At 57.1% G+C, this 15155-nt stretch carries 15 protein-coding genes and 1 pseudogene; 10 read left to right on the top strand and 6 right to left on the bottom strand.

Annotated features, from left to right (window positions below):
* Positions 1–20: 20 nt before the first annotated feature.
* From ahpF to ACTG2O_RS17225, 3 genes are all read right to left on the bottom strand, one after another.
* Positions 21–1601, bottom strand: coding sequence for an alkyl hydroperoxide reductase subunit F (ahpF, locus tag ACTG2O_RS17235; protein ID WP_439976384.1), 1581 nt, complete (start codon positions 1599–1601; stop codon positions 21–23).
* 123 nt (positions 1602–1724) lie between these two features.
* Positions 1725–2291 (bottom strand): alkyl hydroperoxide reductase subunit C, encoded by a 567-nt coding sequence (ahpC, locus tag ACTG2O_RS17230; RefSeq protein WP_005337335.1) that lies wholly within the window; start codon positions 2289–2291, stop codon positions 1725–1727.
* Positions 2292–2983: 692 nt separating this feature from the next.
* Positions 2984–3430: a CBS domain-containing protein gene (locus ACTG2O_RS17225; RefSeq protein WP_005337333.1), complete on the bottom strand. Its 447-nt coding sequence runs from the start codon at positions 3428–3430 to the stop codon at positions 2984–2986.
* Positions 3431–3642: 212 nt separating this feature from the next.
* On the opposite strand from ACTG2O_RS17225, the gene queA reads away from it, so the two are divergent.
* The 7 genes from queA (at position 3643) to nlpI (ending at position 10612) form a co-directional block, all read left to right on the top strand.
* Positions 3643–4695: a tRNA preQ1(34) S-adenosylmethionine ribosyltransferase-isomerase QueA gene (gene queA / locus ACTG2O_RS17220; RefSeq protein ID WP_040066529.1), complete on the top strand. Its 1053-nt coding sequence runs from the start codon at positions 3643–3645 to the stop codon at positions 4693–4695.
* A gap of 74 nt (positions 4696–4769) precedes the next feature.
* Positions 4770–5906 carry a tRNA guanosine(34) transglycosylase Tgt gene (gene tgt, locus ACTG2O_RS17215; RefSeq protein ID WP_005337329.1) on the top strand — a complete coding sequence of 379 codons (1137 nt, stop codon included), beginning with the start codon at positions 4770–4772 and terminating at the stop codon, positions 5904–5906.
* 52 nt (positions 5907–5958) lie between these two features.
* The gene (gene yajC / locus ACTG2O_RS17210; protein ID WP_005337327.1) at positions 5959–6294 is read left to right on the top strand and encodes a preprotein translocase subunit YajC; all 336 of its coding nucleotides are present in this window, start codon (positions 5959–5961) and stop codon (positions 6292–6294) included.
* An 18-nt stretch (positions 6295–6312) separates the two neighbouring features.
* Entirely contained in the window at positions 6313–8166 is a 1854-nt protein-coding gene (secD, locus tag ACTG2O_RS17205) for a protein translocase subunit SecD (RefSeq protein ID WP_005337324.1), read from the top strand.
* A gap of 10 nt (positions 8167–8176) precedes the next feature.
* Positions 8177–9124, top strand: a complete 948-nt coding sequence (gene secF / locus ACTG2O_RS17200; RefSeq protein ID WP_005337322.1) for a protein translocase subunit SecF — start codon at positions 8177–8179, stop codon at positions 9122–9124.
* Between the two features lie 84 nt (positions 9125–9208).
* Positions 9209–9577: a rhodanese-like domain-containing protein gene (locus ACTG2O_RS17195; RefSeq protein WP_019446086.1), complete on the top strand. Its 369-nt coding sequence runs from the start codon at positions 9209–9211 to the stop codon at positions 9575–9577.
* 90 nt (positions 9578–9667) lie between these two features.
* A complete protein-coding gene (nlpI, locus tag ACTG2O_RS17190) occupies positions 9668–10612 on the top strand; it encodes a lipoprotein NlpI (RefSeq protein ID WP_005351017.1) in 945 nt (314 codons plus the stop codon).
* Between the two features lie 65 nt (positions 10613–10677).
* Here nlpI and ACTG2O_RS17185 read toward each other — a convergent pair whose 3' ends face one another.
* Positions 10678–11550 carry a U32 family peptidase gene (locus ACTG2O_RS17185; RefSeq protein ID WP_019446085.1) on the bottom strand — a complete coding sequence of 291 codons (873 nt, stop codon included), beginning with the start codon at positions 11548–11550 and terminating at the stop codon, positions 10678–10680.
* An 11-nt stretch (positions 11551–11561) separates the two neighbouring features.
* Entirely contained in the window at positions 11562–12557 is a 996-nt protein-coding gene (ubiU, locus tag ACTG2O_RS17180; protein ID WP_019446084.1) for a ubiquinone anaerobic biosynthesis protein UbiU, read from the bottom strand.
* A 189-nt stretch (positions 12558–12746) separates the two neighbouring features.
* Here ubiU and ubiT point away from each other — a divergent pair, with 189 nt between their 5' ends.
* Positions 12747–13280, top strand: a complete 534-nt coding sequence (ubiT, locus tag ACTG2O_RS17175) for a ubiquinone anaerobic biosynthesis accessory factor UbiT (RefSeq protein WP_439976383.1) — start codon at positions 12747–12749, stop codon at positions 13278–13280.
* Here the strand turns inward: ubiT and ACTG2O_RS17170 are convergent.
* On the bottom strand, positions 13233–13649 hold the full coding sequence (locus ACTG2O_RS17170) for a hypothetical protein (protein WP_005351023.1): 417 nt from the start codon (positions 13647–13649) through the stop codon (positions 13233–13235). The two genes, ubiT and ACTG2O_RS17170, sit on opposite strands and share 48 nt — an antisense overlap.
* Before the next feature lie 187 nt (positions 13650–13836).
* On the opposite strand from ACTG2O_RS17170, the pseudogene trmJ reads away from it, so the two are divergent.
* Together trmJ and iscR are read left to right on the top strand one after the other, a co-directional pair.
* Positions 13837–14558 (top strand): annotated as a pseudogene (gene trmJ / locus ACTG2O_RS17165) (tRNA (cytosine(32)/uridine(32)-2'-O)-methyltransferase TrmJ).
* A 92-nt stretch (positions 14559–14650) separates the two neighbouring features.
* Entirely contained in the window at positions 14651–15154 is a 504-nt protein-coding gene (gene iscR, locus ACTG2O_RS17160) for a Fe-S cluster assembly transcriptional regulator IscR (RefSeq protein ID WP_026035025.1), read from the top strand.
* Position 15155: the final 1 nt, after the last annotated feature.

Below are 15155 nucleotides of genomic sequence, written 5' to 3'. Positions count from 1 at the left end.
TTTTTGTTGCGCTGGGTTTATCAGGCGGTCACAGCATCAGCCTTGGTCGCTTCAGGAGCAGGGTTGCGGATGAGGTAATCAAACGCACCCAGTGCGGCGGTGGCGCCAGCACCCATGGAGATGATGATCTGCTTGAACGGTACCGTGGTGGCATCTCCTGCTGCGTAGACGCCGGGCAGGGAGGTCGCCCCTTTGGTATCGATCTCGATCTCGCCAAAGCGGGTCAGGGCAATCTCGCTCCCTTTAAGGAACTCGGTGTTCGGTACCAGGCCGATCTGGACGAAGATACCCGCCACCGCCAAGTGTTTGATCTCACCTGTGGTGCGATCTTCGTAGTCCATACCGACCACCTTGCTGCCATCACCGATCACTTCGGTGGTGCGCGCGCTCATGATGATGTCGATATTGCCCATGGAGCGAGCCTTCTTCTGCAGCACTTCATCGGCTCGCAGGGTGTCGGCGAACTCCACCACTGTCACATGCTCGACGATGCCAGCCAAGTCGATCGCTGCCTCGATGCCGGAGTTACCGCCACCGATCACAGCTACTCGCTTGCCCTTGAAGAAGGGACCATCGCAGTGCGGGCAGTAGGCCACGCCCTTGGTGCGGTACTCAAGCTCGCCTGGTACGTTCAGGTCGCGCCAGCGGGCACCGGTAGCCAGGATCACGGCGCGGCTCTTCAAGGTGGCGCCAGAGGCGAGATCCACGTTCACATACCCATTTTTGCTGATGGCGGCGGCGCGCTGCTCGGTGATCACTTCAACGCCGTACTGTTTGACGTGCTGCTCCAGGCTGGCGGCCAGTTTGGGGCCTTCGGTATAGGGCACGGAGATAAAGTTCTCGATGCCGACGGTGTCCATCACCTGACCACCGAAACGTTCGGCAACGATGGCGGTGCGAATGCCTTTACGAGCGGCATAGATGGCCGCTGCGGCGCCGGCCGGGCCACCGCCCACGACCAGTACGTCGTAGGGATCTTTCTCATTCAGCTCGGCAGCTTTGCGCTCTGCGGCGCCGGTGTCGAGTTTGGCGACAATCTCTTCGAGCGAGATGCGGCCCTGGCTGAACGGTTGACCGTTCAGGTAAACATTCGGTACCGCCATGATTTGACGCTCATTGACCTCTTCCTGGAACAGGGCGCCATCGATCATGGTGTGGGTGATACCGGGGTTCAGGGTCGCCATCAGATTGAGGGCCTGAACTACGTCCGGGCAGTTGTGGCAGGAGAGGGAGATATAGGTCTCGAAGTGGAACTCACCCTTGAGATTGCGGATCTGCTCCTGCACGGCCGCATCGGCCTTGGAGGGGTGGCCGCCGCTTTGCAGCAGGGCGAGTACCAGAGAAGTAAATTCATGACCCATGGGGATGCCGGCAAAGTGAACGCGCGGGGCTTGGCCCTGCGGCGCGACACTCATGGAAGGCTTGCGAGCGGCAGTGCCAGAGGTCTGGGTTATCTTGGGTGACATCTCGGCGATCTCGCTGGCCAGTGCCAGCAGCTCTGCAGATTTGTCGCTGTCGTTGCCGGACACGCTGATCTCGATGGGATTGACGATGTACTGCAGATAGGTGTTCAGCTGTTGTTTGAGGTTGGTATCCAACATGGTCGAATTCCTTCTTGTAATGGCGAGTTGGCATTAAATGTGAGTCGGTCTGCTTTCAGGTCTATTTGGCAAGGCCGGAAAGCAGACCGGCCCTGAAGCGGGCCGGTCTTGGAAGCGGGAGGCTTAGATCTTGCCTACCAGATCCAGGGACGGGGCCAGAGTGGCTTCGCCTTCTTTCCATTTAGCCGGGCACACTTCACCCGGGTGGGAGGCAACGTACTGGGCCGCTTTGACTTTGCGCAGCAGTTCCAGTGCGTCACGGCCGATACCACCAGCGTTGATCTCGACGATCTGGATGATGCCCTGCGGGTCAATCACGAAGGTACCGCGGTCAGCCAGACCAGCTTCTTCGATCATCACGCCGAAGTTGCGGGTGATGGTACCAGTCGGGTCACCAATCATCGGGTACTGGATCTTCTGAATGGTGTCAGAAGTGTCGTGCCATGCTTTGTGAGTGAAGTGGGTATCGGTAGAGACAGAGTAGATCTCAACGCCCAGCTTCTGGAATTCAGCGTAGTTGTCAGCCAGGTCGCCCAGCTCGGTCGGGCAAACGAAGGTGAAGTCAGCCGGGTAGAAGAAGACCACGGACCACTTGCCTTTCAGGTCAGCGTCAGACACCTGAACGAATTTGCCATTGTGGTAGGCGGTAGCATTGAACGGCTTGATTTCAGTGTTGATGTAGGTAGACATGTAATTGCTCCTTGGTGATGTACATATGCCGGTCTGGTGTTGAAGAGTCTTGCCAGACGAGGCGCTTAACTTTCGATGGATTCATCATAGGGGCTTCCGCTAATCGATAAAAGCCGCAATTTTGAATCGCTTAAATCTACTTATTAGATAACCCACTATGGCTGTACCTAACATGAATATCTCTGGCCCACTGAGATAACTCCTTGTCGTGGTTCAATATCTGTGCGCTACATCGCCTTTTCAAGGCATAAGAAGGGGTGTGCAGAGCCACGATGACGCGATGAGATAAACGGTGGTGCAAACAGGTGGCGCAGGAGGTTGAGACCGCTGCTCGCAGCGATGGGGTATGTGCTGACAAGGGGGAGAGCAGAAAACGCGGATAAAAAAATCCCGGCGCTATCGCAACGACAGGGCCGGGTCATCAAACAAGGAATGGCTATATAAACAAATGCTTTACAGCAAAGACTAACTACGGGGTGTGCAAACTTGCAGACATATGAGAGGAAGATAATGGGTGCACAATCCCTCGTCTCCCCCTCGGCAACTATTGCATGAGAGGTATGATAGTGTGACGCAGATCACAAGGCAAGCATTTGGTGTAATTTTTCAATCAAAATGAAAGTGTTTCATCATTTCAGCTTATTTTGACGGCTGAAAACGCTTTTATTGTAATTTAATTACAGCTAAGTCTGTCAAAAGTCGGTAGGTGGTTCCTGCTCTTCCATCAATTCCAGCAGGTTGATGGCCACGGAAATAAAGTCTGACTCGGTGACAATGCCGATCAGCTTGCGTCCTTTGAGTACCGGCAGGCAGCCATATCTGTGCCGCTGCAGGTAAAGTGCCGCCTCCTTGATGCCGGCGTGAGGATCTACGCTCGCCACTTGCCGTGTCATGATCTCGTCGAGTTGCACGCTGTCGGTAAATTCTGCTTCCCGCTCCGGGCTGATGAGCAGCAGCTTGGATTCCCGGGTGGCCAGGATATCGGTGAGGGTTACCAACCCCAGCAGGTGATGCTGCTCGTCGACGATGGGAATGTGGCGGATCCGCTCCTGCTGCATCAGGTCCATCGCCTGTTTGACACTGTTTGACGGACCCAGAGTGAAGGGATGTTCGGTCATGATTTCGGATAGGGTCATCATGGTGGGCCTCCTTGTGTATCTGCTTTCACCCTAGCCCAGCCCCAACTGGCAAAACATGATCAGGGTCAATACAGAACATTAAAGAATCATTAACCGGAGGTGTGTCTCAATATTGCTCGCTACCCCTTGTCTCTCTTGGGTTTTTGGTCTTTTGGGTTGCCTTGGAAGAAGGGGATAACTAGACTAGCCGCCGATTCCCCCCGAGGTGAAAGATGCAAGTATCCGATTTTCATTTTGATCTGCCAGACGAGCTGATTGCCCGCTATCCGATGGCAGAGCGTACCGCCAGCCGCCTGTTGCAGCTCGATGGTCAAACTGGCGCCCTGCGCCACGGTCAATTTGTGGATGTGCTGGATCAGCTCAATCCGGGTGACCTGCTGGTATTCAATAACACCCGTGTCATTCCGGCGCGCATGTTTGGCCAGAAGGCCAGCGGCGGCAAGCTGGAGGTACTGGTCGAGCGCATTCTGGACGAGCACAGCGTGCTGGCCCATGTCCGTGCCTCCAAGGCGCCCAAGCCCGGCACCCGGATGATCATGGATGGTGGTGTTGAAGCCGAGATGCGCGCCCGCCACGACGCCCTGTTCGAGATCCACTTCCTCGACCCGCGTCCGGTGCTGGAGATTTTGGAGGCCATCGGCCACATGCCGCTGCCCCCCTATATCGACCGTCCCGACGAGGATGCCGACAAGGAGCGCTACCAGACCGTTTACAATCAAAAGCCGGGCGCCGTCGCGGCGCCGACCGCCGGTCTGCACTTTGATGAGCCGCTGCTTGAGAAAATTCGGGCCAAAGGGGTTGAAACGGCCTTCGTCACCCTGCATGTAGGGGCGGGGACCTTCCAGCCGGTGCGGGTAGATAAGATTGAAGATCACCATATGCACTCCGAGTATGCGGAAGTGCCGCAAGAGGTGGTAGATGCCATCGCGGCCACCCGTGCCCGTGGTGGCCGGGTGATCGCGGTGGGGACCACGTCGGTCCGTTCGCTGGAGAGCGCGGCCAAGGTCACCCTGGCGCAGGGCAAACCGCTGGCGCCCTTCTTTAGTGACACCGATATCTTCATCTTCCCTGGTTACCAGTTCCAGATTGTCGATGCCATGGTCACCAACTTCCATCTGCCGGAGTCGACCCTGATCATGCTGGTCAGCGCCTTTGCCGGTTATGACAACGTGATGGCGGCCTATCAGGCAGCCGTGGCCGGGCAGTACCGTTTCTTCAGCTACGGGGACGCCATGTTCGTCACCCGTCGCCAGGTTGAAGCATAAGCTTCAGCTTATTTACCGGGCCGTGAGCGGCCCTCCTATTGTCAGACTGTTTATCTGACGCAGCCGAGGTAGCAATGAAATTTGAACTGAAAACCACCGACGGCCGTGCCCGTCGCGGTCAACTGGTCTTCGAACGTGGTGTGGTACAAACACCGGCCTTTATGCCGGTCGGGACTTACGGCACCGTCAAGGGGATGACCCCGGAAGAAGTGCGTGAAACCGGCGCCCAGATCCTGCTGGGTAACACCTTCCACCTCTGGCTACGTCCGGGTCAGGAAGTGATGCGTGCCCACGGCGATCTGCATGACTTCATGAACTGGCAGGGCCCGATCCTGACCGACTCCGGTGGTTTCCAGGTGTTCAGCCTAGGCCATATTCGCAAGATCACCGAAGCGGGCGTCCACTTCCGTCACCCCATCAATGGCGAGAAGATCTTCCTCGACCCCGAGAAGTCCATGGAGATACAGTACGATCTGGGCTCCGACATCGTGATGATCTTCGACGAGTGCACTCCGTACCCGGCCACTTATGAAGAAGCGCGCAAGTCCATGGAGATGTCCCTGCGCTGGGGCAAGCGCTCCCGCGACAAGTTTGATGCGCTGGGCAACAAGAACGCCCTGTTCGGCATCATCCAGGGCTCGGTCTACGAAGATCTGCGTGATGTCTCCCTCAAGGGGCTGCTGGAGATCGGTTTCGACGGTTATGCGGTCGGTGGTCTGGCGGTGGGTGAACCCAAAGAGGACATGCACCGTATCCTCGAGCACGTCTGCCCGAAAATTCCGGCTGACAAGCCGCGCTACCTGATGGGTGTCGGCAAGCCGGAAGATCTGGTGGAAGGGGTGCGCCGCGGTATCGACATGTTCGACTGCGTCATGCCGACCCGCAACGCCCGCAACGGCCACCTGTTCACCACCGATGGTGTGGTGAAGATCCGCAACGCCCAACATCGCAACGACACCAGTACCCTGGATGCCGAGTGTGATTGCTACACCTGCAAGAACTACAGCCGAAGCTACCTGCACCATCTGGACAAGTGCAACGAGATCCTCGGTGCCCGTCTGAATACGATTCATAACCTGCGTTATTACCAGCGTGTGATGCAGGGTTTGCGGGACGCGATCGAGCAGGGTAAATTAGACGACTTTGTAACAGAGTTTTACCGTCGGCAAGGGAAGCCTGTGCCTCCGTTAGCTGAAAATGACGTTAAATAACAACAACATATAATTTTGTTTTTTTAAATCTACATCAATAAGAGGTTGTTAAATGAGCATTATCTCCAAGGCGTATGCAGAAGGCGCAGCACCGGGTGCACAGGGTGGTGGTATGGAAATGATCATCATGCTGGCCGTATTCGGCCTGATTTTCTACTTCATGATCTATCGTCCCCAGGCCAAGCGTGCCAAGGATCACCGCAATCTGATGAGCTCCTTGTCCAAGGGTGATGAAGTGCTCACTTCCGGTGGCCTGGTTGGCAAAATTGCCAAAGTGGCTGCAGACAGCGATTACCTGGTGATCGCCCTGAACGACCAGACTCAAGTCACCATCAAAAAGGACTTCGTCTCTGCCGTTCTGCCCAAGGGTTCTATCCAGTCCCTTTAATCTCCCAAGGAGCACAGCGTGTTGAATCGCTATCCGCTGTGGAAATACCTGATGGTGATCCTGGTGATCGCCATCGGTTTTCTATATGCAGCCCCCAATCTTTACGGCGAAGATCCGGCTTTGCAGGTTTCTGCCAGCCGTGGTGCCGAAGTCAAGCTAGATACTCTTGATCTGGTGAAAGAGACCCTTGAAGCGGCCAAGATCCCGGTCAAACATGCTGCATTCGAGCACGGTTTTATCCTGATCCGTTTCAAGAACACCGAAGACCAGCTGAAGGCGCGTGATATCGTTGCCAACAAGCTGGGCGACAACTTCATTACCGCACTCAACCTGGCACCTTCCACTCCCGCCTGGCTCGAAGCCATCGGTGCGGCGCCTCTGAAGCTGGGTCTTGATCTGCGCGGTGGTGTGCACTTCCTGATGGAAGTGGACATGGCCGAAGCACTGACCAAGCAGCAAGAGCAGATGGTGCAGGATTTCCGCTCCGAGCTGCGCACCCAGAAGATCCGTTACTCCGGCGTACGCCGGGTCGGAGATCAGGTGCAGGTGATCTTCCGTGACGAAGCCGATCAGGAACGCGCCGTTTCTCATCTGCGTCGTCAGAACCCTGATTTGACTTTCACTACCGAGCAGAAAGGGGATGAGTTCATCCTGCTGGCTGGTCTGAGCGAAGCCAAGATCAAGGAAGTGAAGAAGTACGCCCTCGAGCAGAACATCACCATCATCCGTAACCGGGTCAACGAACTGGGTGTAGCCGAGCCGCTGGTACAACAGCAAGGCGCCGAGCGCATTGTCGTTGAACTGCCCGGTATTCAGGATACCGCTCGCGCCAAGGAGATCCTGGGGGCAACCGCGACCCTGGAATTCCACATGGTCGATGAGACTGCCGACATCCAGGCTGCGGCCGATGGCCGTGTCCCGCCCAGCTCCAAGGTCTACAACGATCGCAACGGTCGTCCCGTGGTGCTGCAAAAGCGGGTGATCCTGACCGGTGACCACATCGTGGGTGCCCAGTCCGGTTTCGACGAGTACAGCCGTCCCCAGGTCAACATCAAGCTGGATGGCCAGGGTGGCAACAAGATGGCCAACTTTACCAAGGATAACGTCGGTAAAGGGATGGCGACCGTCTTCATCGAGTACAAGCCGGTCGGTCAACCGGGTCCGGATGGCAAGCGCAAGTTCCGCAAGCAGGAGGAGGTGATCAACGTCGCCACCATCCAGTCGCGTCTTGGCAGCCAGTTCCGTATCACAGGTATCGACAACGCCAACGAAGCCCACAACCTGGCGCTACTGCTGCGTGCCGGTGCCCTGATCGCCCCGATCCAGATCGTGGAAGAGCGCACCATTGGCCCGAGCCTGGGTCAACAGAACATCGACAGCGGTATGGAAGCCATCGGCTGGGCCATGCTGGTGATCGTGTTGTTCATGGGGATCTACTACCGCGCGTTCGGCTGGGTTGCCAACCTGGCGCTCTGTATGAACCTGGTGTTGATTGTCGGCATCATGTCGATGATCCCGGGGGCCACCATGACACTGCCGGGTATCGCCGGTATCGTCCTGACGCTGGGTATGGCGGTGGATGCCAACGTACTGATCTACGAGCGTATTCGTGAAGAGATCCGCAACGGTCGTGGTGTTCAGCAAGCCATCCATCTGGGCTTTGATCGAGCATTCTCCACCATCGCCGACTCCAACGTGACCTCGCTGATCACCTGTGTGATCCTTTTCGGTATCGGTACTGGCGCTATCAAGGGCTTTGCCCTGACGCTGGGCATTGGTCTGACCGCCTCCATGTTTACTGCCATCACAGTTTCCCGTGCCATTATCAACCTGGCTTGGGGTGGACGGCGTATCGACAAGCTGCCCATCTGAGGATAGAGAAATGTTTCAGATTCTACATTTTGAAAAACCGATCCCGTTTATGCGCTATGCCAAGCCGGGTGTGGTTTTCTCTTCCGTGCTGATGGTGGTAGCCCTGTTCTTCCTGTTTGATCGGGGTCTGAACTGGGGTCTGGACTTTACCGGTGGTACCACCATCGAGGTGGGGTTCCAGCAGTCGGTGAGCCTGGACAAGATCCACGACGCTCTGGAAGAGCAGAAGATTGAAGGGGCAACCCTGCAACACTTTGGCTCCAGCCGTGACGTGCTGTTCCGCCTGACCCCGAAAGAGGGGGTCAAGGTAGAACAACAGGGTAACGAAGTGCTGGCGGCGGCCAAGCAGCTCGACGAGGGCGCAGTGCTCAAACGCGTCGAGTTCGTCGGCCCTTCCGTGGGTGATGAACTGGCGACAGACGGTGCGCTGGCCATGCTGGCCTCCATCCTCTGTATCCTGGCCTACGTGGCAGTGCGTTTCGAATGGCGTCTGGCGCTGGGGGGGATTCTCTCCCTGGTGCACGACGTGGTGATCACGCTGGGTGTCTTTGCCTACTTCCAGTACGAGTTCGACCTGACCGTACTGGCGGCACTGATGACCCTGGTGGGTTACTCCCTTAACGATACTATCGTGGTGTTCGACCGCTTGCGGGAGAACTTCCGCAAGGTGCGTAAAGGGGATACCGAGTACATTCTGGATCTCTCCATGACCGAGACCCTGAGTCGTACCATCATCACCTCCGGCCTTACCTTTATCGTGGTGCTGGCGCTGCTGCTCAAGGGCGGTGCGCTGATCCACGGTTTTGCCGTGGCCATGGTGATCGGTGTGGCGTTCGGTACCTACTCTTCCATCTATGTGGCGAGTGCGTTTGCCATGTTCCTCGGCGTCAAGCGCGAGCACATGCTGCCCACCCAGGTAGAGAAAGAGGGTGCGGACCAACAGGAAATCCTGCCGTAACAGTGAAGAGCGCCTCATGGCGCTCTTTTCTTATCTCTGCGTGTCGTTTGCTGACGCACATGATTTAAACAACAGGAGTTTGTCATGCATCACAATCCCCGTTTTTTGGCGCTGGTTGACGGGATCCGCTCCCGCATCACCGAAACCGATGTTCACCAGATCAAGCGCTGGCAGGACGAAGGGCGCACGTTTCACCTGATCGACGTGCGGGAAGAGAGCGAGTGGGCCAAAGGCCATCTGCCCGGTGCCCGATATCTGGGTCGTGGCGTGATTGAGCGGGATATCGAGACCCAGTTCCCGGATCTCGAGACCGAGCTCTACCTCTATTGTGGTGGTGGTTTTCGCTCCATTCTGGCGGCGGACAACCTGCAACAGATGGGTTATCGCAAGGTGATCAGCGTCGACGGCGGGTTTCGCGGTTGGTGCGATGCCGGATACCCTGTCGAATCCTGATTTATTTGAGGTAGAGGGGCACAGCTACATGACAAAGCGGCAGTTGACCTTTACCATATGCGGGGTCAAGCGTAAGCGTCGGAGTGTTCATTGAACGTCAGGAAAGGGATTGGATACCTCCTCGGTATCCTGTTGTTGCTTCCCATGTGGGGTTGCAGCAGTAGCAGTCAGGTTAACACCCCCAAGGTTCCCAAGCCGCAGCCTGCTTCACTGGTGTTGGCGACCCCCCTGCAGGTCTCCTACCAGAGTGAGCTGGCGCTCGCCCGACTCGGGCAGATGCTCAGTGAAATGGAACTGACCACCGAGCAACGGGCAGAGTTGTTCTATGAGCGTGCTGTGGTGTTTGATCGGGTTGGTCTGCGTTCCCTCGCGCGGCTCGATTTCAACCGTGCCCTGCGGGAGAAACCGGATTTCGCCGAAGCCTACAACTTCATCGGCGTCTATCTGGTACAGCAGCAGAATTACGACGAAGCCTATGATGCGTTCGATTCCGCCCTCGAACTGGCGCCGGACTATGACTATGCCTATCTCAACCGTGGCATCGCCCTCTATTACGGCAACCGTCCCGAACTGGCCGCGGCCGATATGAAGCGTTTCTACGAGGCGCAGCCGGAAGACCCCTATCGGGTGATCTGGCTCTATCTGGCCGAGCAGAAACTTGACCCGTCGGCCGCCATGAGCCGGATGCGCGAGCGTCTCAACAAGTACGATGACGATGCCTGGAACTGGGATCTGGTTCGCCTTTATACCGGCGAGATCAACGCTTCCCAGCTGATGGGCAACGTGGTGAAAGGGGTGAAGGATAACCGGGAGCTTGCCGAGCGCCTGTGTGAAACCTACTTCTATCTGGGCAAGTTCGAGCTGGGCAAAGGCAACCGCAAGGAAGCCATCAGCTACTTCAAGCTGGCCTTATCCAACAACGTCTACGACTTTATCGAGCACCGCTATGCGCTGCTGGAACTGGAGTTGATGGCGCGCAAACCCTTGCCGCCAGGTGCCCAGAGCGCTCGTAACAAGGGTGATCAGCCCTCCTGAACCACTGCCAGATAGTGGTAAAAAAGGCCTCGCGATGAGGCCTTTTTGTTGGGCGAATGGCGGGTTTACTCAACCAGGCTCATGCCGGGGATCTGGCGCCAGTAGCCGTTGCAATCGCTTCCTTGCTGCAAGGAGAGGGGAGCCTGGCCCTGCCGGTTGGCTTTGAAGCGGGCCAGCATCTCCAGCGTCTCCATCCCTTGCGGCGAAAGCCTGACCACATCTACCAGACCTTCCATACCAGCCAGCTCGTTACCCAGGTTGTAGCAGTAACCGGACTGGGTCTGGATCCCGTTGAGATTGAACACCCGTTGCCCCTCGCGGCTGTTGGCCAGTCGTCCGGTGGGGTAGTTGATGCAGGCGAGCTCGCAGTTGTCTTTCGGTTTGTCGAGGGAGCGGGCGGTGAAGCAGCGCGCCGAGTAGGCGAGCGGCAGATGGCCGTAGGCAAACACCTCCACCTCAAATTGGTCGCGCAGGGAGCCCAGATCCTGATTGAGCTGGATCAGCCAGTCACGGGACAGTTCAACCGGCATGACCCAGCGTTTCATCCCCTGTTTGAGCAGCATGCGCAGTACATCGGCGTTATAGGCGTTGATGGCGGGACCACAGACGAAGGGAATCCCTGCCTCCCAGGCGAGTTGTACCGTACCGAGATCGTTGGCTTCGACCATCAGATCGCCATTGTCGACCAGCCGCTTCACTTCCTTGAGCTCGGAAGGGGCGGAGATAAGGGCGAGGGTCGAGAGCACCACCTGCTTGCCGGAGCTGGCCACCTGATGGGCCAGTGCAATCCAGTCATCGACTTTGAGTTCGCGCCGCTTGCTGCAGACGGTCTCCCCCAGATAGATGATGTCGGCCTGACTGTCGGCGGCGGCATGGTAAAAGGCTTCGGTATCGGCTTTGGGCCAGTAGAAGAGCAGAGGCCCGAGAGAAAATTGCATGGGTGGACTCCTTATTGCCACTGACGATGGTAGGCGCCGAGGGTAGTCTGGCTACCTTCGGAGACGCGGGCGAGCTGGGCATCCCACTCAGCTTTGACCTGATAGGCCTCGGGATTGGCCTGATAGGTATCGATGGCTGCACGCCACACTCGGGTCACTTGCTCCACATAGGCGGGGCTGCGTTGGCGCCCTTCAATCTTGACCGACTGGATCCCGGTCTTGAACAGCTCGGGCAGGAGACCCAGGGTATTGAGACTGGTGGGCTCTTCCAGCGCGTGGTAGGTCTGCCCATCCACGTCGAAACGCCCCTTGCACAGGGTCGGGTAACCGGCATTTTCGCCCGGGCCGTAGCGGTCGATCAGCACCTCGTTGAGCCGCGACTCGAGACCATTCGGGGTCTCTTCCCAACGGACGAACTTGGCCGGTGAGCAGGCGCCGACGGTGTTGGGACTCTCGCCAGTCATGTAGGAGGAGAGATAGCAGCGCCCCTCGGCCATGATGCAGAGGCTGCCAAAGGCGAATACCTCAAGGCCAACATTGGTCTCGCGGGCCAGCTGCTTGACCTGATGCATGGAGAGCACCCGGGGCAGCACCACCCGTGTGACATTGAATTGCTGCTGATAGAAGCGAATGGCGGCGGCATTGGTGGCGCTGGCCTGCACCGAGACATGGAGTTCCATCTCGGGGTAGTGGCGGCTGGCATATTCCAGCACGGCGAGATCGGCGATGATTAACGCATCGGCGCCGAGGGCCACCCCGCGATCAACCGCCTGTTTCCAACGCGCATCGGCCCCAGGATGGGCAAAGGTATTGATGGCAATATGCAGCTTGCGACCATGTTGATGCACATAATCTACCGCCTTCTCCAGTTTGCTGTCGGTAAAGTTGAGACCGGCAAAGTGGCGGGCATTGGTGTCATCCTTGAAACCGATATAAACGGCATCGGCCCCGTTATCCACGGCGGTTTTCAGTGCCGGCAAACTGCCTGCCGGACAGAGTAATTCCATTGGTACGCTCCGAGAGTGCATATGAAGGGCAAACGAGCCCTGATTGTATGCAGCCATGCACTCCCACTTTTTGACCTGAGGCAGCTTTGTGTGGCTTTACCCTTCTTGAGGTAACCCTGCACAAGTTTGATTTCCAACAGGATCTTGCCACTCTCCCTGTGTTTGAATGCGCAAAAAAGGGAGTCTATCGTGTTTCAACAACTGCAACGCCGCCTGGTCGAACAGGCTCCGCGCTTCTTGCGCCATCCCCTCAAGCTGGTTCCCTTCAATCTGCAAAAGCAGCTGATGGAGAGTTTACTGGCCCGGGTTTTCAAAGAGGCTATCGAAGATGGCGATTTCGAGTTTCTGGCAGACAAGTGGCTGAAAGTCGAAGTCTCTGATCTGGAGCTGTGCTGGTTTATCAGTGAGCAGAATGGCCAGCTGGTGGTAGCTCGCGAGTGTAACAAGGCCGATGTCTGCTTCAGCGGTACCGCCAACGACCTGATCCTGATTGCCGGTCGCAAAGAGGATCCGGACTCGCTCTTTTTCCAGCGCAAGCTGAAGATAGAAGGGGATACCGAACTGGGCCTTGAGGTGAAAAACCTGATGGACAGTCTGGATCTCGATGGCTTGCCAAGCCTGATGAAGTATCCCCTGATGGATCTGGCGACGTTTATCGAACGCGCCTGCACCGAGTCAGCGCAGGCTCCGGTGCAGACGGCGCCGGGCGGGATCTCGTCTTAAGTGGACAATCACCCCATGGGCATGGCGACGATAATGGTGCCGTGCCCAGAGGCAACGACAGGCCCACAGACAGGGCACCAAGGCGATGAGTGCCGCAGGGGCGGGCAGCTGTGACATGGCCAGCCCCGCAGCCAGCCAGATGAAGGGCTGCGCTTCATACAGCCATTCCGGCTGTAGCCAGCGTTTGCTCGGAAAGATAATCAGATCGGTACGCCGGTAGCTGGAGCGCATCATCCAGGTCACCGCTCCGGCGATAAACAGTAAGGCGCCAGCAAACCAGAGCAGGGGCTGTTCACTCAACGTAATAATGGCAATGGCTGCCAGCAGGTAGAGGCTGGGCAATCTCTCATAGATAAAGGGAGGAAGCATGGCGTTGTGTCTCCTGTGCCGTTTATCGGATATCCATCAAGTTTAGTCCCCCCCTCTCGCTTCCCTCATGCTGGTTTGTTATACAAACGGGTGGTTTTGTTCTGAAATGGCTCGGCTTTTACGGTGCCAACATTGTGTTCTCTTATGTTACAATTGCGCGCCATTTTTGACTGAAGATTGACTGGGCATGTTGGATCAGATTCGTATCGTTTTGGTAAACACCTCTCATACCGGCAACATGGGGTCTGCGGCACGTGCCATGAAGACCATGGGGTTGACCCAGCTGGTATTGGTTGATCCGCAAGCCTTGCCGGATGACAATGCCTTCGCCCTAGCGGCTGGTGCCAGCGATGTGCTTGCCAATGCCCGTATCGTCCCGACTCTGGACGACGCGATCGCCGATTGTGGTCTGGTGATTGGCACCAGCGCCCGCTCCCGCACCCTGAGCTGGCCGATGCTTGACCCTCGTGAAGCCGGCGAGAAGGCGGTGGTTGAGGGGATGGTGCACCCGGTCGCGCTGGTGTTTGGTCGTGAACGCACCGGCCTCACCAATGACGAATTGCAAAAGTGCCACTACCACGTGGCCATTCCGGCCAATCCTGATTACAGCTCTCTCAATCTGGCCATGGCGGTGCAGACCCTCTGTTACGAAGTGCGGATGCGCTGGCTGCAGGGCAGGCCGCCGAGCCTGAAGATGAGATGGCCTACCCGAGTGCCGCCCAGCTGGAAGGGTTTTATCAGCACCTGGAACAAACCCTGATGAAGACCGGTTTTATTGCCGATGACCATCCGGGTCATGTGATGAGCAAGCTGCGTCGCCTGTTCAATCGGGCTCGGCCGGAAGCAGCTGAGCTCAACATTCTGCGCGGTATTCTGACCTCGGTGCAGAAAGCGCGCGTACCGGATTAATCCGACTGATTTACTCAACCATATACTTGACTGATTTGGTCGGGTATGTGACCATGTGCCCCATTAAATTGCTTCGCAAGACGGTAAGGCACATGAGACTGACTTCAAAAGGACGTTACGCTGTAACCGCCATGCTCGACGTGGCGCTGCATGCAGAGCAGGGGCCCGTCCCCCTTGCCGATATTTCCGAGCGCCAGGGCATCTCGTTGTCCTATCTCGAGCAGCTCTTTGCCCGCCTGCGCAAACATGGTCTGGTGAGCAGCGTGCGTGGTCCGGGCGGTGGTTATCGCCTCGGTTTGGCCCCAGGCGAGATTTCGGTTGGTCAGGTGATCACCGCGGTCGATGAGTCGGTCGATGCCACCAAGTGTCTCGGCAAGGGCGGCTGCCACGGTGGTACCCAGTGTCTGACGCATTCCCTGTGGCGCGATCTGAGCGAGCGGATCTCCAGCTTCCTCGGGGATATTACCCTGGCCGAGCTGGTACGCCAGGCCGATGTGCGCCGCATTGCCGGCAAGCAAGATGAACAAATGAAGACCGTGTTGTCCCTGGTTGATCGGGCAGAACACGGCGATGTGAGCTTGAAAGTCCAACTATAAA

Origin of the sequence: Aeromonas sp. 61P, from assembly GCF_051919545.1 — a bacterium.
GTDB classification, from domain to species: Bacteria; Pseudomonadota; Gammaproteobacteria; order Enterobacterales; family Aeromonadaceae; genus Aeromonas; species Aeromonas veronii.
This window is presented reverse-complemented; position numbering and strand designations above follow the sequence as displayed.

Coding starts and splice junctions, on each gene's coding strand:
- iscR (WP_026035025.1), top strand. CDS start 14,651: ATGAGACTGACTTCAAAAGGACGTTACGCTGTAACCGCCATGCTCGAC.
- ACTG2O_RS17225 (WP_005337333.1), bottom strand. CDS start 3,430: ATGATGACCCTATCCGAAATCATGACCGAACATCCCTTCACTCTGGGT.
- ubiU (WP_019446084.1), bottom strand. CDS start 12,557: ATGGAATTACTCTGTCCGGCAGGCAGTTTGCCGGCACTGAAAACCGCC.
- ACTG2O_RS17170 (WP_005351023.1), bottom strand. CDS start 13,649: ATGCTTCCTCCCTTTATCTATGAGAGATTGCCCAGCCTCTACCTGCTG.
- yajC (WP_005337327.1), top strand. CDS start 5,959: ATGAGCATTATCTCCAAGGCGTATGCAGAAGGCGCAGCACCGGGTGCA.
- ahpC (WP_005337335.1), bottom strand. CDS start 2,291: ATGTCTACCTACATCAACACTGAAATCAAGCCGTTCAATGCTACCGCC.
- ahpF (WP_439976384.1), bottom strand. CDS start 1,601: ATGTTGGATACCAACCTCAAACAACAGCTGAACACCTATCTGCAGTAC.
- secF (WP_005337322.1), top strand. CDS start 8,177: ATGTTTCAGATTCTACATTTTGAAAAACCGATCCCGTTTATGCGCTAT.
- queA (WP_040066529.1), top strand. CDS start 3,643: ATGCAAGTATCCGATTTTCATTTTGATCTGCCAGACGAGCTGATTGCC.
- ACTG2O_RS17195 (WP_019446086.1), top strand. CDS start 9,209: ATGCATCACAATCCCCGTTTTTTGGCGCTGGTTGACGGGATCCGCTCC.
- tgt (WP_005337329.1), top strand. CDS start 4,770: ATGAAATTTGAACTGAAAACCACCGACGGCCGTGCCCGTCGCGGTCAA.
- ACTG2O_RS17185 (WP_019446085.1), bottom strand. CDS start 11,550: ATGCAATTTTCTCTCGGGCCTCTGCTCTTCTACTGGCCCAAAGCCGAT.